This is a genomic window from Paenibacillus sp. MMO-177 (assembly GCF_037147795.1).
Classification (GTDB): Bacteria; Bacillota; Bacilli; order Paenibacillales; family Paenibacillaceae; genus Pristimantibacillus.
This window is the reverse complement of the sequence record NZ_JBBCUR010000003.1, coordinates 901,065-922,090: the sequence shown is the minus strand read 5'-3', so window position 1 is coordinate 922,090 and position 21,026 is coordinate 901,065. Positions and strand designations below refer to the sequence as shown.

Here is a 21,026-nt window from a genome sequence, read left to right as displayed (position 1 = left end):
TTACTTACTCGTTATTTAGAACTTTGTTAACCATTTGGAACCGCCGTATGCGGACCCGCATGTACGGTGGTGTGAGAGGACGGGGGCTAGGCGCCCCCTCCTACTCGATTTAGAAATATTTCTCCATAAGGATGGACAGCATCTGAATGCCTACTTCGTTCTGTCCGCCTTCGGGAATAATGATGTCGGCGTATTTTTTGGACGGCTCGATAAAGGCTTCATGCATCGGTTTAACCGTCTTCAGATATTGATCGTGAATCGATTGTATGGAGCGGCCGCGCTCTTCAATATCCCGCAGCACGCGGCGGAGGATGCGCACATCGGGATCGGTGTCCACAAACACCTTGATATCGAGCATCGCGCGCAAATTTTCGTCGGACAACACATGAAGTCCTTCTATGACAATGATTTTGCAAGGTATGAGCGTAACCGTCTTATCCTTAAACCGGGAGTGGTTGGGAAAATCGTAGACCGGAGCTTCGGCAGCTTGCCCGGATTTCAACTGCTTCAAATGCTCGATCAAGAGCTCGTTGTCAAAAACAAGAGGATGATCATAGTTCAGACCTTCGCGCTCGGCAAAGCTCAGATGCGGATGATCCTTGTAATAATTATCTTGAGAGATAAAAGTGACTTTATCTTCGCCAAGCCGATCAATAACAGAGCGGGCTACCGAGGTTTTTCCCGAGCCGGTGCCGCCAGCAATACCAATAATAAGCATAATTGTTCTTAAAGCCCCCTAAATGTGTAAAGCCCGTCAATTCAAGTATTGTATCATAGCGAGGCGCGAAAAACATCAGTATTGGCTTTGAGATTATTTAGGATGCCAAATGCTTTTTTATTTCGGCTGTACAAGGACTTGAACACCCCGAAGTGCGTATCATAAATAGCTTTGTTTCGGGGATTGGGCGTAAAGGAGGCGCGTGCCTTCACAATAGATTTGGCTGCGTCCAGATTCGGAATGATGCCAAGTCCAACGGCCGCGGTAATGGCTGCCCCGATGGCGCCGGCATTTTGCGGACTGTCAACCGTCTCGATCGTCCGTCCCAGTATATCGGCGAGGATCTGGCAGGTGAGCGGGGCAAGCGCGCCGCCTCCGACAAAACGGATCGCCCGGGAGGTCTTAATCTTCCGGTCTTGCGCTTCGAGCTGCCATCTGAGATGGTAACAGATGCCTTCCAGCACGGCATGGATCAGCTCGGTTTTCCCCGTTTCAATGCTGATGTTGAAAAACAATCCCCGTGCGTGCGCGTCCTCAAACGGACAGCGGTTGCCATGGAGCCAAGGCGTAAAGATAACGCCGTTGCTTCCGGCAGGCACGTCTTTGATCGCATGCATCATGTAATCGTACAGGCTGCGGTACATCGTTTCTTGCGATTCGGATACTTGTTTTTTCTCCAAATAGATGCCGATTTCGTCCAAGGCCAGATGGTTTTTGACCCATTCCAGGCATTTGCCCGCCGTCTCCAGCTCGCAGAAATAATGATAATGCTTCGGCCTTGCTCCCATGATGGAAGCGATCATGCTGCTCGCGTCGATAATCTGCCGGTTCACAACCGTCGATACCCAGCCGGATGTACCGAGGTAAATATGCGTATCGCCTTCCGCAACCGCACCGGCTCCTACCCCAATAAGAGAGGCATCGCCTCCTCCGCCAAATACGGGCGTGCCCTCCGTAAGCTCAAGCTCCGCGGCAGCCTCGGCGGTTAATAATCCGGCCATTGCCGTGGACGGAATCACCTTCGGAAAATGCTCGGTCGAAACGCCAAACATCCGGCACATTTCCTTGCTGAAACGGTTGTTTCTCGCGTCGTACAGGAGCGTGGCATAGGCTGTGTCCTCGGTCATTACAAATTCGCCCGTACATTTAAACAGCAGATATTCTTTGACGTCCAGCCACTTGTGGACACGGCGGAACACCTCGGGTTCATGCCGCTGCACCCACCGGTATTTCCAGACGGGATCCTTGACGCTGGCCGGAACGGCGCGGGTGATCGCAAGCGACTTGAGCAGCTTGAATGCATTAACCCCGGCAATTTGAATGCCATGCCTGATCCCTTTACGGTGCTCCTCGGAAGCCCGGGTATCCATATAGCTCATTGCCTTGCGTACCGGCTTGCCTTTCCCGTCAACAAGCACAAGGCCCTGCATTTGGGCGCAAAAAGATATGCCGCTGATACGCGCAGCAGGGATGCCGCTCTTATTCAGCACCTGCCTTGTTGTTGCCCGCATGGCCTGCCACCAGTCCGCCGGATCCTGCTCCGCGCCGCCATTCTCCAGAATCGTAAGCTCATAACTATGCAGAGCGCTGGCGACAAGCGTCACGGAAGAGGACAGTTGGTAGAGACAGGTTTTAACGCCAGAGGTTCCTACATCGTAAGTGAGCACATAAGCACTCATTTGCTGCACCCGCCTTTATCTTTTACATCGACTGATGGGTATCTTCATCCTTGGCCTGGTACGCCGATTCCGGAATGCGAAGCGTCACGGGAAGCAATACGGCTGTCAGCACAACAAACAGCAGCATAGGCCAGACGATAGAATTTAATGCTTCATTCAGAATTTCAAATAAATAAACAAATGCAATGCCGGAAACCTGCCCCATGAGCAAAATCATGCCAAGCGAAGTGCCTTCCCGGACGGGATAAGCAAGCTCCGAGCCGTGCTGGAACAAGATCGGGGCAACGCCCATAATGGTGAAGCCCGCAAGCCCGGCAATAACGGTTACCGGAACGAACTGTTCGGCAAAGGTCAGCCCAAGGTAGGCAGGAATGAGCAGCGTAATGGCTGCAATAAAAAAGGGCGCCCGAATCCGGTGTCTATCCGACAGGATCGGCAGAGCAACAGCGCCGATAATCCCGGCTACGATAAATACGGCGCCAACAAGCCCGGCTTCCTCGGATGTAAATCCCCGGGGAGAAAGGATCGTTTCCAGCAGGGTAAGAATCGTGTTGAAGATGCCGATGCAGATAAAGCTGACGAGCAGGATAAGGAAATAATTTTTGTTCTCGATAAGAAGACCAATCGATTGAAAGCGCAAGACCTCTTGTCGAGGGGCGGTGTCTGTCAGGGAAGCGGGAGGTTTCACGAATACAAACGCGGCTGCGAGGACTGCGGCCGCAATGGCAAACGCCGCAAACCACATAAACAGGTCGGGAATGCCGGAAGCTTCCGCGATTGCGGGAGCAAGCGCCATCGGAACGATAAATCCGATATATTGGGCAAGCGTCAGAATGCCGGCTGCCGTAGATCTCTCCCGCAGCGGGAACCAGTCCGAGGCGACTTTCGTAGCGATATTAAGCAGGAAGGGCTGCCCGATCGCCAGAATGAACTGGAAGATCAGGACAAACGTAAAATCCTCCGCATACAAGGCGCGCAATAAGCTGAATACGGCAGTCAGACCTGCGCCGATCAGAAGGGAAACTTTGTAGCCCCATTTGTCTATGACCCAAGAGGCAGGCAGGGAGAATAAGATAAACATGATCATAAAGCTCATGGAACATAACGTGATCGACATGCTGCTCACGTTATAATAATCTTCGGCTATGCTTGAGATTGGCGCGAAGGAGAGCCACATCATTTCGGTCGATACGATAATCGGGACGATCGATAAAAGAATGATCCATTTCATGAGGAAGATTCTTTTAATAACGATTCCACCTTTCGGCTAGGAGGTAGCTGCGGCCTGCTTCGAATATTTTTTCAAATACACCGTTCGCATCAACAGGCTTTCCAGGTAATGAATAGGCTTGACATGGCCAAGCAGCTGAGCTCCGATATAGGCCTTGCCATTTTTCTCTAAAACCATTCTTACGGCTAGAGCATCATCGTAGGTAGCGCCGCAGCATAAAGCGCCCATTCCGCGGATCAGCACGGCTGAGGAGCTTTTGAGAGCGGCGGATACCTCGGAAGGGGAGAGCGAACTGTTTCTTGCCGAAGTGCCGATCAACTGGGCAAAATCGTCAAGCAGCGGCTTCAGCGTCCGCCCGGTCTGGGAGAAGACCGCAATCTCCGGAATGCCGCTCCAGTGAATATGGTTAATGTGCTTATGCGTACGGTAGATCTGCTGATAGACCCAAGCTTCCTCCGGCATGGCCGCATCCAATTCATCATAACGGACAAGGAGCTCGGAGCCGGAATCTTCAAACAGCAGGAACCCATCCTCCGTTCTTCTGCTGTGATACAGACTCCCGGACGCAGGCGCCGGAGATGAATAACCCAGCCCAAGCGCAAACCGGCTTAACGCCGCCGCATCGGCTTCTTGCTCGCCGGTTAGGCTTTTATACGTATCGTCGATATATTGACGGCAAGCCTGGTCCAGCTCCAGCGCGGCTTCGAAGGCTTCCGTATCGTTGGCGCCGTAACAGACGGCACCGTGGTTTTTCATAATAATGGCCTTGTTGGATGTGAGAGTAAGCGCTTTAGCAACATTGCGCTGCAGCTTCTTGGTACTCGGGAGCGCGTAAGCCCCGCATAATACCTGTCCCGCCAGCATGCCGCCGTCTATCGGAACGGCATCCACATTACAAGCGCTGATAACGGATGCGTACTCCTGATGCGTATGGATGACGAAGTGAACATTGGGAAAACGTTTGTAGACCTCGGCATGCACGCCTTTCTCGGAGGAAGGCTTGATATTGCCGATGTAGCTGCAATCGGAGATTTGAACGGTAACGATATCTTCCGTCGTTAGCGAGCGGTAATCCCGGCCGCTTGGCGTAATGACGAACCGGCCGCCCTCGATGCGGTGACTCACGTTTCCCCAGGTGCGGACAATCAGACCGGTCTCCATCAGCTTGATTCCGGCTTCGATAACGCGCTTCTTGGCTATCTCGATAGCGGTCACGGACATCCTTCTATCCCTCCAATAAGGCTACATTGGCGAAAATACGATCAAAGCGGGCAAGGACGTCATCAATCATTTCCTCCGTATAAGCTCCGCTGGTGTACAGCCGGCTGCCTGCCAGAGTAACGATGCCTTCGGCCATGTAAGCAGCGCCCATATGCTCCATTTCTCTTTTCCGCTTGGACGTCTCCGACAATACCTTCGGAATTTGCCAAGGCTTCGACCAGTTGATGGCAAAATGCATTGTGCCTACCGTCTCGAGGTGGCAGATCGAGCCTTGGTTAAAAGCGACAAACGGCAGCTTGTATTTGCCGATTAATTCCTGCAGTCCCGCGGTCAGCCGATCGGCCACCCGGCCGGATCTCGGAATCGCGTTCGTCCGTTCAATCTCGCATAAGGTATAGTAGCCGGCGACGCAGCTGAGCGGATTCGCGGCCATCGTACCGCCGATTAGCGCCTTCTTATGCTTGCTTCCGGCTTCAATGCCCGCGGACAAATATTTCATATATTCCTTCTTGCCGCCAAGGCCGCCGGCACCCGGATAACCGCCGGCTACAACCTTCCCGAATACGGTCAGATCCGGGGAAACCCCGTAATAGCCCTGCGCGCCGGACATCCCGATCCGGAAGGCCGTCACCACCTCGTCGAAAATAAGGAGGGCGCCGTATTTGCGGCAGAGCTGCTCCACGCCTTTATTGAAGTCCTGGTCAACCGGCCTTGTGCCGCTCTCCGGTCCAACCGGCTCGATCAGGACCGCTGCCGTGCCGCCGCGAAGCTGATTGAAGCGGAGCTTCCGTTCCAGATCTTTCAGATCGTTCGGGAAAAATTCTTGGGTATGCTTGAAGATATAACGGGGAACGCCATGCGCTTGCGTCCATTTAGAGCCGGGGATGCGGATGCCATAGGCCAGCTGGTCGCTCCAGCCATGATAAGCGCCGCCCATCTTGATAATCTTTTTCTTCTTGGTTGCCAGACGCGCTACGCGAATAGCGGCCATGCAGGCTTCCGTGCCGGAGCCCAGCATGCGGAACATCTCGACGGAGTTGATGCTGTCGGCGATTTTTTTGCCTAGTTTATATTCGTATTCGTGGAAAAGTCCGGTTGAGGGGCCGCAATCGTTGAGCAGCTCGATAACCTTCCGCCGTACTTCGGGCGGGTTGCTTCCGAGCACCGTCGGGCCGCCGGCCTGCAGAAAATCATAATAACGGTTGCCGTCGGCGTCGTAGAGGTAAGCGCCTTCGGCTTTCGTAAAAACAAGGGGGAACGGATGGTTAAAGGCCAGGTTATGCTGGACGCCGCCGGGAATAATCTCCTTGGCAACGTCGATCATCTCTTTCGATTTCACGCATTTCGCTTCAAAATAATCCTCTTCGTACTTTCTCAGAGCATCGGGTCTAATCGAATAAATCGGCTGCTCAATAAGCCGGTCAAGCTGGCTTGTCACGGCCTTTACATCGGGATAGCGGGAAATCGAAAAAGTCCTCTCCATATGTACCCTCCTACAGATAATGGTCTTGCAAAGGGCAGAGAATATAATTCAAGTATATATAAACGGTTCGAAAGAAGGAACCAGTTTAGGAAATATCTCACAAAATTATTTAACAGAATTAATGCTTTTCTACTAAAAATCGATTAAGAATAAAAGAGGGGCTATCCCATTCCGTCATAGATAAAAAAAACCGGAGGCGCTGTAGGCTTCCGATTTACGCGTCTATCTCATCAGTCCGCCGAGGATGAACTGCTCATGGACATCGGCGTATTGCTCCGTGACAGCGGCTTTGGCCGCTAAGATATCACCGTTATTAATCGCTTCAAAAATTCGGCGGTTCGTTTGAACGGAGCGGCTTGGCTGATATTGCGGATATTTTTTGCGGTAGGCAACGGTATAGAAGACATACCGCCCGCGGTACAGCTCTATAATTTGCAGCATGCTTTCGTTATGAATCGTCCGAAGAATCGTTTCGGTGAACAGCAGGGTATGGTTGTAATAACCGTAGTAATCGCTTTGCTCCATAGCCAGCTGCTGCCTCTCAAGCAATTGGCTCATCGTATCCACATCGAAAGCAAGCCGGCGCTTCAGGGCCGTGTCCAGCGCGAACAGCTGCATAGAGACGAGAACTTCATACATTTCGCTGAAATCATGGGCGGATACTTCCTTTACCATCACTCCCCGGCCGCGAAAGGTTCCGACAAGCCCTTCCCGTTCCAGCAAAGAGATAGCTGCGCGGATAGGGGTCCGGCTCATGCCAAGCAGCCCGGCAAGCTCATTTTCCGATAACATGGAGCCGGGCATATATTCCGCGCGCATGATCCGCTCCCGAATTTCGCGATAAGCGACCGTTTCCAAAGAAGTTGAAGACATTATGATCTATTCCTTTGTCTGTTTTTATTTTAATAGTAACAAATGCTTTATGTCTTGAAAACATTGCAGCAAACAGAATCACTTGCAAATGCCCCTTGCCAACTCATTGTATTACTGCCATAATACAGTCATTGCAGGAGGCAGGTGAGGAGTATTGCTGACGTTTCAGGATTTGCAGTTGAACAATAAAATGCCGGTCTATATGCAGATTGCTCTGTATGTGAAACGGCGTATTTTGCTAAGATGGGCCGTGTCAGGCGATAAGCTTCCTTCCAGAAGGGATATTGCGATGCAGCTGAACATTAATCCAAACACCGTTCAGAAGGCGTTTAAGCTGATGGAGGATGAGGGGTATGTCCGAACGAGCAGCACCACGGGAAGCATTATCTATCTGGACGATGAGATATACGCGCGGATCGAAACCGAGCTTACCAAGGAAATGGTGGCGGCGTTTATCGCGGAGGCCAAGGAAGCGAATTTATCGTTCAAGAAAACCGTGGAGCTTCTAACAGAGTTGTGGGAATAACTTTTTTATACAGTGATTGTATTAGTCGATTAATACAGGAGGTGCTGGCAAGTGAAAGGTTTGTACCGGCTGCTTAATATTCAATTTGCATCCATGCTGCCTGTTTTGTTGATTCTGACGGCGGGGATGATATTTACGCCTTATCTTCTGCTGCAATCCGCGGCAGAGAAATTAAACGAAAATTCCGTTCATCCAAGATTCGAGAGCTTGTATGCTGCATCCGGCTGCAAGACGGTGCTGTTCGTGTTTATTGCCGTATTCTGCGTTTATTTTCTCGTGAAGCAGTACAACGCATATTGGGGAAGCAAAAGCATCTATACGTACTTAACCCTTCCGGTAAAGCGCGGGGCGTATTATTGGAGCAATCTGCTGTCTTTTATAATCGGGCTGCTTCTGCTTTTTGCCGGTCATCTGCTGGCGATCCGCTGGGGGTACTCGGCGTATGCGAGCCATATCGGCAGCTATGCGGACGGCAAGTTCGTGATGCATAACGGGTTGTTCCTCGCTTTTATCCGTTCTAACTTTCTGAAGATTTTACTGCCCATCAGCATCAGCGGCTGGGTGGCTTCGACCAGCATACTTGTAAGCTTGGCAACAGGGCTCTATTATGCGTTCCTGTGCGAACGCGGCAGACGGCATTGGTACATCATTCTCGTTATTGCCGCAGGGTGGATCATGAGGCATATTCTGAATGCTCAGATTGATGCGCCGAATTTGGATTGGACGATGGCAAAGCTGTATGCGTATAGTATAGCTTTGTTTCTCTTAAGCGGTTTCTTTATCTGGCATGGCATGAGGCTGGTCCGGAAAGGGGTTATCGCCTGATGGTGCGTTTAGGGGAAAAAATATCGCGCCATGCGGCTCTTCCGGTATTCATCCTGGCGCTGCTTCTGATTGCGTCGCAATTCATGCAGGTTCATGCGGACAGGGATAACGGAGTCTTTTATTTAAAGGATCATGAGGGAGACCAAGCGGCGTTGTCGGATGTGACCATCAGCGGAGAACTCGGAGACGGCTTTCACAGTACCTTGTTTAATCTGGCTAACGGAGAGGTAACGACGGATACGAAGTTGTTTGATCCGCCACGGGCGGTTTGGTACAACAGCGTTCAGCCCGATAAGGTAAAAGGGAAGTGGAAATTTGACAACATCTTTTCGCCGGACTCGATCGTGGCTAGAGATCCAGACGATCCAGGATCCTATCGGCAAGCATCGGTACATCCGAATATTACGGAATATGACGAGAACAAGCAGCCGAGAAACGACAATATGGCTACTTACACGAACCGGCTCGAATACGGGCTGGCCAGCATTGGAGACCAGTACTATTTCGTGGTTCCCTCGACAAACAGCTATATCGGTACGAGCGGAATCTATCGATTAAACTTTATTAGCGGCAGGGATTATCGGGGAGAATTGCCGGCATCGGATGCCTTGGCCACTTTCAGCCTAGATAAAAATAAGGGTGACGGTTCCTCTGAAATTCAGGTGCTTGGACTTGAAGCGGTTGGTGACAAGCTTGCTTTAGTGCTGGAGGAAGATCATAAGCTGGTGATCCGGAGCTACGACAGCAAGAGCGGAGAGCAGCTAGGGGAAGCGGAAGTGAGCGGCTTTTCTATCTCGGGATCCGATACAACGATTAAAGGCCGTTCGTTCTATGAATCCTATGAAGCGTATTCGGATTCCGACAGCAGCAGGCTAAGTCTTGCTTTTATGAGCAGTCTGGATCAAGGGAAAGTGAACAAAACGATATGGAGCTTTGATCTTGCAGACGGAGTAAAGCTGCTGGACGAAACAGCCGTCAGCTACCCGGATGATAGGGAATCAGACCTGCGTAACATGAAGAGCATTCACTATATAAATGGCAAACTGTATGTCATCTATCAATCAACGGAAACAAAGGATCAAAGCGATATTTTGTTTGATATGGCCCGCCCCAAACACCTGATGATACGAGTCTATAAGGCAGCGAGGCTTCAGTATGAAGGCGAGCTTGTAACGGATCGGAACCAGGACGGCAACCGGGTCGAACATCTTGCAGCCAGCTACGATTATGATCCAATGTATAACAGGGAATTTGACCAAATTTCAATCCGGCCAGCGGAATAAGGAGGGATGTACCATGATGATTGTCCGGAAGCTATCCCGTCATCTTGCCATTCCCGTAGGCATAATAGCCATCCTGCTAATTGGAATCTTTGCCTGGCTGAACCATGCTCATCAGAATGCGGGAACCTTATATATAAAAGATCATCTAGGTGACTGGTCGGCAATTAACCCGATTACCATCTCCGGGGATATTAGCGACCAGTACGCCAGCACGACGTTTGAGATTAACAGCGGGAAATTAACGAGGCATACCGAGGTGTACGATCCTCCTTTATTGCTGTCGGATCATTACAAGTACGTCAACGGGGGCAAAAAAAGGATAGACAATCTGGAATATGAGGTACACGGGGAAGGCCCGTTTTACGTTTTGTATACCGACAAGAACTTGTTAAATGTTAAGAATAACGGCAAGTCCTCGCTTGTCTATGCGAATATTGCGAACGCGAATGCGGACGGCAAATATGTCAACCCACTGGAATACGGACTCGCGAAGGTTGGAGACCATCTGTACTTTACCGTGCCTACCGCCGCGGAAAGTACGGGCACCAACGGCATTTACGAGCTTTCTTTCGCAGAGGAAGGAACGACCCGGACGGTGACGGAATTCAGTCTGCGCCAGAATAAAGAAGGTGCCTCTCTTGCCGTGCTTGGACTTGCGGCAGCGGGCGACAAGCTTGCGCTTATATTGAAGGAGAACGGGCATGTCGTTGTCAGAGGTTATGATCCGGTAAGCGGGAAAATGCTTGGCAATATTAGGCTTGATCCATCAGGCAGCGTGTATTCAGATCAATATGAGGCCTATTCCAATGATAGAATTTTGAACCTTGTCTTTCAGAACAATTCCGTTCAAACGGATCATGATACCTTTTATCGCAAAACGGTATGGAGTATCGATTTCCAAAACGGCATGCAGCTGGCGGATACAACCAATCTTGACTATGCAAGCACCTGGAAGGATTCCTATCGCAGCCGAATGAACATGCAATACCTGGGTGGAAGGCTGTATCTGGTTTATACGTTTACGGAACCTAGACCAGAGGAACGGTTAGATGGCTTCCTGCCGATTCATTTAATGATAAGAGTGTATAAGGCGAATCAGCTTCTTTACGAAGGCGAGCTGGTATCGGATTTGAACGATGACCTGGTTAATACCTTTAACTGGCCGGAAGGAACTTCTCATGATCTCCAGCTCTACGACTATCGTTTATTCGACCATCTGAAGCTTGAGCGAGGAAAGGGGGAATAGCCATGCTTGAATTAAAGTACGTGGAGAAAACGTTCGGCGATGCCAGACCTATCCTGCATGTCTCGGATTTAACCATTCCAAGCGGCGAAATTGTTGGCGTATTGGGCGAGAACGGAAGCGGGAAAACCACGCTGCTCAAAGCGATTATGGGGCTGGGCGAGGTCCAGCATCGGGACATATTGCTGAACGGCCGTCCTGTAGAGGAGCAGTATGAGCAGCTTGCGTATATAACCGAAGAGGGAAGCTTCATTCCGAAGCTGACACCGGTTCAGTATGCGGAATTTCTCTCCGATTTTTACCCGCAATTTGACCTTGCGTATTATCATAAGCTGCTGAAATTTTACGAGCTGGAGCCCGATAAGAGAATACGCACCTTCTCAAGAGGCCAGAAATCCAAGCTGGAGATTAGCGCGGGGATGGCGAAAGGCGCCAAATATATTCTGATGGATGAACCGTTCCTCGGCAAAGATATGTTTACGCGGCGGGACTTCTTGAAGCTGATGATCGGCAATTTGAAGGGGGATGAGACGATCCTGATCGTTACCCATCATCTTGACGAGATCGAGACGGTTATCGACCGTGCGCTTATTATGTCCAGAGGCCGTATCGAAGCCGATCTTTATATGGATGACCTGCGGGAGCAGGGCAAGGAGCTTGCCGCCATCATGGCGGAAAAAGCAGGCTACCGGCCTGACCGTTACAAAAGCGTACTTGAATAAAGATAAGGAGCAGCGTAGCGATACGCGGCTCCTTTTTTTACTTCATCTGCCCAATGGACAAGCTTACCTTGTAGTTGCCGTAGGCAAGCAGTTCGTCGAGAAAGCTTGTCAGCTCCTGCTGTGAGCCGACGCGCACGCGCATCCAATAGCAGCCCTCGCCGCTGACGCGGTGAATCTCGACAACCTGACTGCAGCCGCCCTCGAATTGCTGAAACGTTTGATGTGCCGTATTGGATGGCAAAAAGACGGTGACAAAGGCATGGACGGTCAAGCCGATTTTCTCGGGATTCCAATTGACCGTTATGCCTTCAATAATGCCAAGGTCCTGAAGCTTGCGGACGCGGGCGCCAACGGCCTGGCCGGTCATATGCACCTGTTCTCCAATGGACTTGTGGGACTGGCTGGCATCCGCAATCAGGCAGCTTAATATTTGTCTGTCGATATTGTCAATTCCGTAGGAGCTTAACATGTCGGAAGAAATCCTTTCATTATGAAAATAAAAGCGGTTATATCGTTTCACCAGGTTATTCGTGCGCGACTTGGCTTATTTTATAATTGTATCAGACACGATAAGAAACGAGGGATACAAATATGAACATTCAACTGATCAGGCATGCTACGCTGTGGCTGGAATATGCGGGAGTACAGGTTCTTGTTGATCCGATGTTTAGCGAAGCCGGCGTAAACCCGCCGATTATGAATGCAACGAATGACCGGCGCAACCCGCTTGTTCCGCTCCCTTTTCCTAAGGAAAAACTGCTGCAGCCAGATGTGATTCTTGTCAGCCACCTCCATCCCGACCATTGGGATGCCGCCGCAATAGAGGCGCTGCCGAAGTCGACGCCGCTGTTCTGTCAGCCGGGATATGCCGCAATGATCACGGGGCAGCATTTTGTTAACGTAACGGATATCGGGCAATCCGCCCTTTATAAAGGCATTACAATCTCAAGAACAAGCGGCCGGCATGGGACGGGTGAAATCGGCAAAAAAATGGGGCAGGTGTCCGGTTTTGTACTTCAAGCGGAAGGCGAGCCGACTCTTTATATCGCGGGCGATACGATCTGGTGCGACGAAGTAAAGCATGCCTTGGATGCTTTCAAGCCGGATGTCTCGGTTGTGAATGCGGGCGGGGCGCAATTTGCCGTTGGCGATCCCATTACGATGAATGCGGAGGATGTCATCCGGGTATGCCGTTATGCACCGTCCTCGAAGGTGGTTGCCGTTCATATGGATACGATCAATCATTGTCTCGTGACAAGAGAGGTTCTCGCCGACGCGTTAAACGCGGAAGGCCTGCTTGGTCAGGTTCTGATCCCTGCGGACGGGCAGCGGGTAACGTTAGACAAGTAATGCCGGATGGTCCGGTTAAATGCTTCCGGTGCATCCGCGTTGGCGCAATGTCCTGCAGCCGGAAGGATCACGAGCTGTGATTGCTTCTCAAGCTGATGAAGCTCCTGTGCGGCATCATGGATAAGTTTCCGGTCAAATTCTCCGAGAATAAGAAGCATCGGGTAAGGCATGGATTCTGTTTTTTCCGTAAAAAAGGAGCCCATGCCGCTTAATGCCTGAAAGGACTGGCGCCGAAAGTACCGGATCCCCTGTTCAAACAAAGTGCGCCCTTGCTCGGTAGCGCAAGAGACGTTCAAGACATATTTCTTGAATTTGGTCATGGAGAATAGGATATATCCAATCCATTTGAGCCCTTCGGCCTGCTGTTCTTTGCGGACCCGCTTATTCGCTTTATGAATGGAGTAGCCTCCAACAATAATGACGGACTGTACCTGATGGGGATATCGCTCCGCAAAAGCCTGCGCGACCAGCGAGCCAAGAGAGACGCCAAGCAGATGGCAGGATGCAATCCGGTTGTCTGCCAGAATGCGGCTGATGATGTCCGGCATGTCTTGCATGGTAAGCTTGGATTTAGCCCCCGCGCTGACACCGTGTCCTGGCAAATCCAGAACGATAAGCCGGTAATGCTCTGTCAGATCCGGAATTTGCCCTTGGAATAGGGTGTGGTCAGCAAAAGCGGCATGCAGCATGACAATCGTTTCCTTGTCCTCGCTTGCGCTTATGTAGTAGTTAAACTCCTTTTCTCCTAGTATGACAACCTTCTGGCCTAAAGAAATCATTGATATTTCCCCCCTAAAGTCGGAATCTCGCCCATATAATTAATCCTTTTAACTTACGCGGCAGTTACGGCAGTCATGTCGGAATAAAAGAACGGCTGTACTAAGGTAGTCGCACAGCCGTTGTTTGTAACTATTACATTTCCTCTTACAAATCCCGCTCATCAGCGCCAATAGCCAGAATCTCGCGGATATCCGCATCGGTTAGCGAAGACAGCTGCTCTTCACCGGGCCGGATAATGTCGTCGATCATATTTTTCTTCCGTTCTTGGAGCGCGTACATCTTATCTTCAACCGTGCCGTGGGCGGCCAGCCGGATAACCTGAACCACCTTGGTCTGGCCAATCCGGTGCGCCCGGTCGGCTGCTTGCTGCTCTACGGCCGGGTTCCACCATAAATCATACAAAATAACGGTATCGGCACCGGTCAGGTTAAGTCCAGTTCCGCCCGCTTTAAGCGAGGCGAGGAAGATGTCCTTCTCTCCGTCGTTGAACCGGTTGCATAGCTCTACCCGTTCAGCCGCTTTGGTACTGCCGTCGAGGTAGAAATAGGAGAGGCCCTGCCGGACCAGTTCTTTGCTGATGAGACCCAGCATCTCGGTGAACTGCGAGAAGATCAGCATCCGTTTGCCGGTGCTGCGGCATTCCTCCACGATTTCGAACAGCTGCTCGAACTTGGCGGAGCTTCCCTCGTAATCGGTAATAAATAACGCCGGATGGCAGCAGATTTGGCGCAGCCGGGTCAGGCCGGCCAATATTTTGATCCGGTTCTGCTGCTGGAAGCTCCGGTCATTATCCAGATGCTTGACGCTTTCCGTACGCAGCTTGGCCAAATAAGAGACATACAGCTTCTTCTGTTCCGGCAGCAGACTGGTAGTCTGCAGGGTCTCGATTTTCTCAGGCAGCTCCTTCAGCACGTCGGTCTTCAGGCGGCGCAAAAGGAAGGGACGCGCACGGCGCGCAATGTTTTCCCGCGACAGGTCTGAAAAGACCTTGCGGGCAGGGAACAGCTCAGGGAACACGGCGCCAAAGATGGACCATAACTCCTCGACTCTGTTCTCAAGCGGAGTACCGGTTAATCCGAAACGGTTCTTGGCCTGCAGCGCTTTTACGGCCTGCGCGGTTTGGGTGGCATGGTTTTTGAACGCCTGCGCTTCGTCTAAGATAACCGTATGATAGAAGCGCTGGACATACAGCTCGATATCCCTGCGCAGCAGCGGGTACGACGTGATGACGACGTCGATTCCTTTCAGGGACCTGAGCTTGGCCGCTCTTTCCGGTCTTGTTCCGTCCGCGATGACCACTTGGATTTCCGGTGCAAACTTCTTCAGCTCGCTAAGCCAGTTGTACATAAGGGATGCCGGCGTAACGATAATAGCGGGCTGCTCCAGTTCTCGGATCTCCGGAAGACAGGAGAGAAGGAACGCGATGCTTTGAATCGTTTTGCCAAGCCCCATATCGTCCGCCAGAATACCGCCGAACCGGTAATGGGCCAGCGTCTTCATCCATTGGAAGCCGTATGATTGATAATCCCTCAGCACATGCCGCAGCGTGGCCGGTACTTCAAATTCCAGGTGATCCGGGTTGCGGATATGAGCCAATAGCTTGCGCAGCGATTTGCCGAGCTGAATGGTTCTTCCTTCATTCTCGTAATCCCCGAGATGGAGCCCCCGTGCCACAGGAATGCGGAAAACCGATTGATTCAGCTCTGTTCGGAGGAAGCCCGTTTCGTTAATAATCCTCTTAATGGCTTCGTATTCCTTGCCTTCGAGCGGCAGCAGCGCGCCTTCCCGCAGCCGGTGGTACCGGCGCTTTTCCACGATGGAGCGAAGCACGCTGCGAATTTCGTCGTCGGATATGCCGGTCAGCTCGAACTTGAATTCCAGCCAGTTGGTTCTCTCGTCCACTTCAACCTTCAGCAAAGGCGGAGTATTCGGGACAACGATCCGCAGCTTTACGGCTGAAGTTGCATGGACCTGCAGCAGCTTCTCCAGCTTCGGAATGGTGTGCCGCAAAAACTCGTATTCGCTTTCCTCGTCCTGCATGTAATAGCCAAGCTCAGTCGTAATAAAGCCGCTTTGCTCCATGATATCGAGAATCTGGTTCTCTCGATCTCCATCCCGGAGAAGGATCCGGTCTCCAGTCTTATAATCCGTGCGTGCCTCCAAAGGGTTGATCTTGATATCCCCGTACTGGAACTCCAGCTCGGCGAGCAGTCTGTCCCGGATCCGGTCCAGATAGAGCCTCGCATGCAGGGGAGTTTGCACGATTTTATCCGTTACGCTTCGGGTCACTTGAACCTGCCCTAGCTTCATCAGCTCGGGTACAACCTTCTCCATAAAAGGCTCAATCTGTTCCGGCGAGAGGATGACATGCTGCCGGTGCGAGGCATCCAGCATATTCTTGAAATCGGCCAGCTGTTTGCACGAGGCCTCCGGAAGCAACTTCATCCGGCCTTCGCTCAGAACCATGTTGTAGGCGGTTAGCACGGTAATCTTGTCCAATCCTTCAACACTTAGCTGAAAGCCGTTCCCGTCCTGCTCGCCAAATTCGAATCGGATGGGGGAGGCTTCATCGTTCATCTGCAGGCCGGCAGTAACGGTCCCCTCCTGATCGATCAGCACGGAAGGACAAGCCGCAAGCAAAGGCAGCACGGCTGGCCAATCCGCGGGAGGGATCATCAGCATCCGGTTGTTTTGCTTGCCGCGAGACTTCCCGTTTAAAGGCGCCGCTTCTTCCTGATAGAGCGCTTCGTTCCTGCTGATCCGAGCTAGTTCGCCTAGCAAAGCGTAATCCTCATTGCGAAAACGATGCTCGGCAGGATTAAACGTAAACTGCTTGGAGAAGGTCCGGGTGACGTTCAAAGCTATTCCTTCGATAAAAGCGCGGATGTCCGGCACAACGTACAGTCTTCCAAGACCCGTCCGGAGCTCGATTCCGATCCGGTAATTCCGGTAACCGCTCGAGAAGATCACGCAGGTGAACTGAACCTCAACCGGTATGCGGGTGTCTCTCACATAACGCGTACTGCCAAGAAGCGTTGACTGCCCCCGTTCGCGGCTGCCGAATAGGTCCAATATGCTAGACGACAGCAGCTGGTCGCTTGCCGAGATGCGGGCCAGGTTGAGCGCTTCTTCGGGCAGCTCAGGCAGCTCCAACAGGTGCAGCAGCATAGCTGCGACATGCTGGCAATATTTATCTTCGGGATCAAAGTCCGGGCAGGTGCAGGTTGCCACAATCTCGCCGCGGATGCGGGTAGCCGTTACAATCAGGTCTCGGTTCGTCCGGACATTGGCTTCGCAGAACGGTTTGTCCGGGTCATACCGCAGTATCGTCACTCCGCCCGCATGCCAAATGGCTTCCCCTTCCTCGAAGGCGAACCTGCCGCATAATACCCGGACATCATCATCGGTATATTGAAAGCTCATAAGCTGTAATCCTTTCCGGCTACTCGCCCAGTTGCCGCAGCAAACGCAGCAGCTCGCCGCGTTCCTCCGGCGATATCGAAGCGAGAACCATGTCGGCGGACTCGCTCATCGCAAGCCGCGCTTGTTGAATAAGCGGAGGCGCAATATCGGACAATCGGATAAAAGTAGCCCGGCGGTCTTCCGGGTCGGGCAGGCGGACAATCAGCTTTTCCTGTTCAAGCGCATCCACGAATTGCGTAACGGTGCGCGGCTTGATGCCAAGCTTTGCGGCGATATCGCTCATCCGGATTTGTCCGGCTTCCGCTACGGAGACGAGGAAGCGCAGCCTTGGTCCGGATAAATATTCCGGAATCTCGAGGGAGGATAATTGGGCTTCGAACTGGAGATGCAGCCGGTGGGTTGTCCGGAGCAGCGTTTCCAGCAGTTGACCGGCTGACGGTATTGTCGTTTCGGATGCTGCCATGGTTCCTCCTTGACTTTTGACACATGAATTTCTATATTCTTCTTATCGATTATTTAGTGAGTATACTCAATATGTGTTCATTCCGTATTTTGATTTTACACGATTCTGTCTGACATTCCAATAAGCGAAAAGGGAGGCCAATCATTTGGTGCAAACGATGCAAGCCATCCGTTATTATCAATTTGGGGGACCCGAGGTGCTGCAGCTGGAGGTGGCGACAAAGCCGGTTCCGCAAGAAGGGGAGGTACTGATCCGTATTGCGGCTGCCGGGGTATTGCCCGTGGACTGGAAAATCCGCAAAGGGCTATTTCCGATGCCTATAAAATTCCCGGTCATACCGGGGACGGCTTTTGCCGGTGTAATCGAAAGCGTGGGTCCGGGAGTGACCGGGCTTGTAGCCGGGCAGGAGGTATTCGGAAGGAGCACAAACGGGACCTATGCGGAGTATACAACGGCTCCTGTCGATGCGGTCGCGCTTAAGCCTTCTTCCATCGGTTTTGTGGAGGCGGCAACGATCTCCGGAGGAGCAACGACGGCTTGGTGTGCCATCAAGAATGCGGGCATTAAGGCCGGGGACCGCGTATTTATTCATGGTGCGGGCGGCGGTGTAGGCTTGTTTGCCGTCCAGTTCGCCAAATCGAAAGGGGCCAATGTTATCGGAACGGCTGGACCTTTGAATATGGATTATATCCGGTCCATTGGGGTAGATCATGCCATTGATTATACGGCCGGTCCGTTTGAAGCGGGGCTGGAGCGTGAGGTGGATTTTGTGCTGGATACGATTGGCGGAGCTACGCTTGAGCGCTCCTGGCCGCTTATCAAACCGGGAGGGGCTTTGCTTACCATAACAGGTCAGCCTCCAATAGAGCGTGGACAGCAGGAGGGCGTGCGAGTGCTCCGCTCAGTGCTGGCATCCAACCAGGATTTAGCGGACATTGCGGAGTTGATCGACACAGGTGTTGTTCACGCGCAAGTTCAGGCTGTTTTTCCACTGGGAGAAGCACGCGAAGCTCATATCCGCTCGGAGGCGGGACATGGCCGCGGGCGTATCGTACTTGAAACGGAAAAATAATAGATGTGCAAAAACTGGTAAAAAACCTGTGTAATCGGCCGATTGCACAGGTTTTTATGCGGAAATCTTAATTTTACAGGCAAAGTTCTTTAATTTATGTAGTTTAACGTCAGCTGAATCAAGTTAGAATGAAAAAGGTGCAGTAGAATGGTACCAGTTATGCGCGAAAAGGAGAATAAGCACATGTCCAAACCAAATGAACCAATTGTAACGCATATTTTTACGGCAGATCCTTCTGCGCATGTTTTCGAAGGCAAAATTTATATTTATCCTTCCCATGACCTCGATCATGATGGCCCGACTAACGATAACGGCGACCAATACCAGATGGAGGATTATCACATTTTGTCCATGGATGACGTGAATTCCCCGTGCGTCGATCACGGTGAAGCACTTCATGTGAAGGATGTGCCTTGGGCTTCCAAACAAATGTGGGCACCGGATGCCGCATTCAAGAACAATACTTACTACTTGTATTTCCCTGCTAGAGACAAGGAAGGCATTTTCCGCATTGGCGTAGCTACCAGCGCAGCACCGGCGGGACCTTTCAAGGCAGAAGAAAATTATATTCCCGGCAGCTTCAGCATCGATCCCGCCGTTCTCGTGGACGACGATAACAGAGCGTATATGTACTTCGGCGGTCTGTGGGGCGGACAGCTGGAGAAATGGACTACGGGCGAATTTGTTGCGGATGCCGCTGATCCGGATGTAAACGGTCCTGCTCTTGGTCCACGCGTCGCGGAACTCAGCGATGATATGCTGACCTTCAAATCCGAGGCGAAAGAGATTTCCATCGTGGACGAGGAAGGCAATCCGCTGCTCGCCGGCGACGAAGAGCGCCGTTATTTCGAAGGTCCGTGGATGCACAAATACAACGGCAAGTACTATCTGTCGTATTCAACGGGATCGACTCATAAGCTTGTGTATGCCATTGGCGACAATCCGCAAGGACCGTTTGTCTTCAAGGGAACTATTCTGACGCCGGTAATCGGCTGGACAACTCACCATTCCATCGTGGAATTCGAGGATAAGTGGTATCTGTTCTACCATGATGCATCGCTTTCCGGCGGCGTTGACCATAAGCGAAGCGTGAAATTTACCGAGCTGAAGTATAACGAAGACGGTACGATTCAGACGATTGACCCTTACAACAACTAGCAGGAAAAAGCACGGAGCGGCCGCTCCGTGCTTTTTTTCTTGTTATACGATGGTTAATTCAGCGTTATCGGTGCGCTACAACAGCACCGATTTAAGCCTTACGCAGACCGCTCCATGATAATTGCCGGAGCTCGGAGGCGGTACGGCCGGTGGCTTGCTTAAGCTGCCTGGCAAAATGGTGGGAGGTCTTAAAGCCGCAGCGCTGCGCAATCTCCGTAACGGTAAGACCCGTATTGGTGAGCAGTTCAACCGCCTTCTGAATACGGAAGCTCCATAAATATTGGAAGGGCGTAGCCTGCTCATAATGCTTAAACAGTCTTACCAGATGCTCGGGCGAGACGTTAGCGGAAGCCGCCATTTCTTTTAAAGTCGCTTCTTCGGCAAAGTGCTCGCGGATCCAGGCTAATGCCGCATAAATCGCCGGATGCTTCTCCTTCTGATCCAAAGACCGTTTGGATTCTATGGGATACAAATGCAAGGCGGCTAGTCCAAGCTGCTGCATAACGGGGTCGGTTGGCGAAGCATCCCGCTGAAGGCGGAGCAGAAGATCCGTAAGCCGGTTCATGTCTTCGGTTAGCGGCAGACATTGCGGCAACAACCGGAACGATTCCAGGGTCTGTTCCGCAAGCTCCGGCACATGCACCGCTATCCAGCGATGCCAGGTATCCTCGGTCTTGGAGAAGACGAATTGTTCTTCATGCCCGGGCAAGAGAAGAACGACATGCCCGGGCTGGACGCGGAGTTCCCGGCCGTCGATCGTGACGGACATCTCTCCGGTATACAGCATCACAAGCTGGAAATCCTGCTGGAAACGCGGACCGAATTTGCCTCCCGGCGGATAGACGACGGAGCCGGCTACGGCTGATGCCACATGCATACAATCACCTCAGAACGATTGTATATCCTATGTACACGAAATATCAATCACGGATACAATTGTGTAATTCGCAGCCATTGTCCGGATTAGGTAAGGGGA

At 51.7% G+C, this 21,026-nt stretch carries 19 protein-coding genes; 8 read left to right on the top strand and 11 right to left on the bottom strand.

Annotated elements, in window-relative coordinates; translation table 11 throughout:
• Nucleotides 1-109 precede the first annotated feature (109 nt).
• The 6 genes from udk to WFK81_RS15550 form a co-directional block, all read right to left on the bottom strand.
• A complete protein-coding gene (gene udk, locus WFK81_RS15575) occupies nucleotides 110-718 on the bottom strand; it encodes a uridine kinase (RefSeq protein WP_336787307.1) in 609 nt (202 codons plus the stop codon).
• Between the two features lie 53 nt (nucleotides 719-771).
• The gene (locus tag WFK81_RS15570; protein ID WP_336787306.1) at nucleotides 772-2,397 is read right to left on the bottom strand and encodes a xylulokinase; all 1,626 of its coding nucleotides are present in this window, start codon (nucleotides 2,395-2,397) and stop codon (nucleotides 772-774) included.
• 22 nt (nucleotides 2,398-2,419) lie between these two features.
• Complete coding sequence (locus WFK81_RS15565; protein WP_336787305.1) at nucleotides 2,420-3,628, bottom strand: MFS transporter; 1,209 nt, start codon at nucleotides 3,626-3,628, stop codon at nucleotides 2,420-2,422.
• A 36-nt stretch (nucleotides 3,629-3,664) separates the two neighbouring features.
• The gene (locus tag WFK81_RS15560) at nucleotides 3,665-4,849 is read right to left on the bottom strand and encodes a class II aldolase/adducin family protein (RefSeq protein ID WP_336787304.1); all 1,185 of its coding nucleotides are present in this window, start codon (nucleotides 4,847-4,849) and stop codon (nucleotides 3,665-3,667) included.
• Between the two features lie 4 nt (nucleotides 4,850-4,853).
• A complete protein-coding gene (locus WFK81_RS15555) occupies nucleotides 4,854-6,332 on the bottom strand; it encodes an aspartate aminotransferase family protein (RefSeq protein ID WP_336787303.1) in 1,479 nt (492 codons plus the stop codon).
• Nucleotides 6,333-6,554: 222 nt separating this feature from the next.
• Nucleotides 6,555-7,205, bottom strand: coding sequence for a GntR family transcriptional regulator (locus WFK81_RS15550; RefSeq protein WP_336787302.1), 651 nt, complete (start codon nucleotides 7,203-7,205; stop codon nucleotides 6,555-6,557).
• A 154-nt stretch (nucleotides 7,206-7,359) separates the two neighbouring features.
• Between WFK81_RS15550 and WFK81_RS15545 the strand changes: the two genes are divergently transcribed.
• Genes WFK81_RS15545 through WFK81_RS15525 form a run of 5 tightly spaced genes read left to right on the top strand, consistent with a single transcriptional unit; the run spans nucleotide 7,360 to nucleotide 11,804 of the window.
• Nucleotides 7,360-7,731 carry a GntR family transcriptional regulator gene (locus tag WFK81_RS15545; protein WP_336787301.1) on the top strand — a complete coding sequence of 124 codons (372 nt, stop codon included), beginning with the start codon at nucleotides 7,360-7,362 and terminating at the stop codon, nucleotides 7,729-7,731.
• Nucleotides 7,732-7,782: 51 nt separating this feature from the next.
• Nucleotides 7,783-8,556: a hypothetical protein gene (locus WFK81_RS15540; protein ID WP_336787300.1), complete on the top strand. Its 774-nt coding sequence runs from the start codon at nucleotides 7,783-7,785 to the stop codon at nucleotides 8,554-8,556.
• Nucleotides 8,556-9,839, top strand: a complete 1,284-nt coding sequence (locus WFK81_RS15535; RefSeq protein ID WP_336787299.1) for a hypothetical protein — start codon at nucleotides 8,556-8,558, stop codon at nucleotides 9,837-9,839. Before WFK81_RS15540 ends, WFK81_RS15535 begins: the two co-directional genes overlap by 1 nt.
• Nucleotides 9,840-9,852: 13 nt before the next feature.
• Nucleotides 9,853-11,085 (top strand): hypothetical protein, encoded by a 1,233-nt coding sequence (locus WFK81_RS15530; protein ID WP_336787298.1) that lies wholly within the window; start codon nucleotides 9,853-9,855, stop codon nucleotides 11,083-11,085.
• Nucleotides 11,086-11,087: 2 nt separating this feature from the next.
• The gene (locus WFK81_RS15525; RefSeq protein ID WP_336787297.1) at nucleotides 11,088-11,804 is read left to right on the top strand and encodes an ABC transporter ATP-binding protein; all 717 of its coding nucleotides are present in this window, start codon (nucleotides 11,088-11,090) and stop codon (nucleotides 11,802-11,804) included.
• 37 nt (nucleotides 11,805-11,841) lie between these two features.
• Here the strand turns inward: WFK81_RS15525 and WFK81_RS15520 are convergent, their stop codons facing one another.
• Nucleotides 11,842-12,273, bottom strand: a complete 432-nt coding sequence (locus WFK81_RS15520) for an Lrp/AsnC family transcriptional regulator (RefSeq protein ID WP_336787296.1) — start codon at nucleotides 12,271-12,273, stop codon at nucleotides 11,842-11,844.
• Between the two features lie 122 nt (nucleotides 12,274-12,395).
• On the opposite strand from WFK81_RS15520, the gene WFK81_RS15515 reads away from it, so the two are divergent.
• Complete coding sequence (locus tag WFK81_RS15515) at nucleotides 12,396-13,154, top strand: MBL fold metallo-hydrolase (protein ID WP_336787295.1); 759 nt, start codon at nucleotides 12,396-12,398, stop codon at nucleotides 13,152-13,154.
• On the opposite strand, the gene WFK81_RS15510 is transcribed toward WFK81_RS15515, so the two are convergent.
• The 3 genes from WFK81_RS15510 to WFK81_RS15500 form a co-directional block, all read right to left on the bottom strand.
• Entirely contained in the window at nucleotides 13,106-13,933 is an 828-nt protein-coding gene (locus tag WFK81_RS15510) for an alpha/beta fold hydrolase (RefSeq protein WP_336787294.1), read from the bottom strand. The genes WFK81_RS15515 and WFK81_RS15510 overlap by 49 nt on opposite strands.
• 145 nt (nucleotides 13,934-14,078) lie before the next feature.
• Entirely contained in the window at nucleotides 14,079-17,357 is a 3,279-nt protein-coding gene (locus tag WFK81_RS15505) for a DEAD/DEAH box helicase (protein ID WP_336787293.1), read from the bottom strand.
• Between the two features lie 19 nt (nucleotides 17,358-17,376).
• A complete protein-coding gene (locus WFK81_RS15500; protein WP_336787292.1) occupies nucleotides 17,377-17,820 on the bottom strand; it encodes a MarR family winged helix-turn-helix transcriptional regulator in 444 nt (147 codons plus the stop codon).
• A 157-nt stretch (nucleotides 17,821-17,977) separates the two neighbouring features.
• Here WFK81_RS15500 and WFK81_RS15495 point away from each other — a divergent pair, with 157 nt between their 5' ends.
• Nucleotides 17,978-18,892 carry an NADP-dependent oxidoreductase gene (locus tag WFK81_RS15495; protein ID WP_336787334.1) on the top strand — a complete coding sequence of 305 codons (915 nt, stop codon included), beginning with the start codon at nucleotides 17,978-17,980 and terminating at the stop codon, nucleotides 18,890-18,892.
• A 183-nt stretch (nucleotides 18,893-19,075) separates the two neighbouring features.
• Entirely contained in the window at nucleotides 19,076-20,050 is a 975-nt protein-coding gene (locus WFK81_RS15490) for a glycoside hydrolase family 43 protein (RefSeq protein ID WP_336787291.1), read from the top strand.
• A gap of 91 nt (nucleotides 20,051-20,141) precedes the next feature.
• On the opposite strand, the gene WFK81_RS15485 is transcribed toward WFK81_RS15490, so the two are convergent.
• Nucleotides 20,142-20,927: an AraC family transcriptional regulator gene (locus WFK81_RS15485; RefSeq protein ID WP_336787290.1), complete on the bottom strand. Its 786-nt coding sequence runs from the start codon at nucleotides 20,925-20,927 to the stop codon at nucleotides 20,142-20,144.
• Nucleotides 20,928-21,026 lie beyond the last annotated feature (99 nt).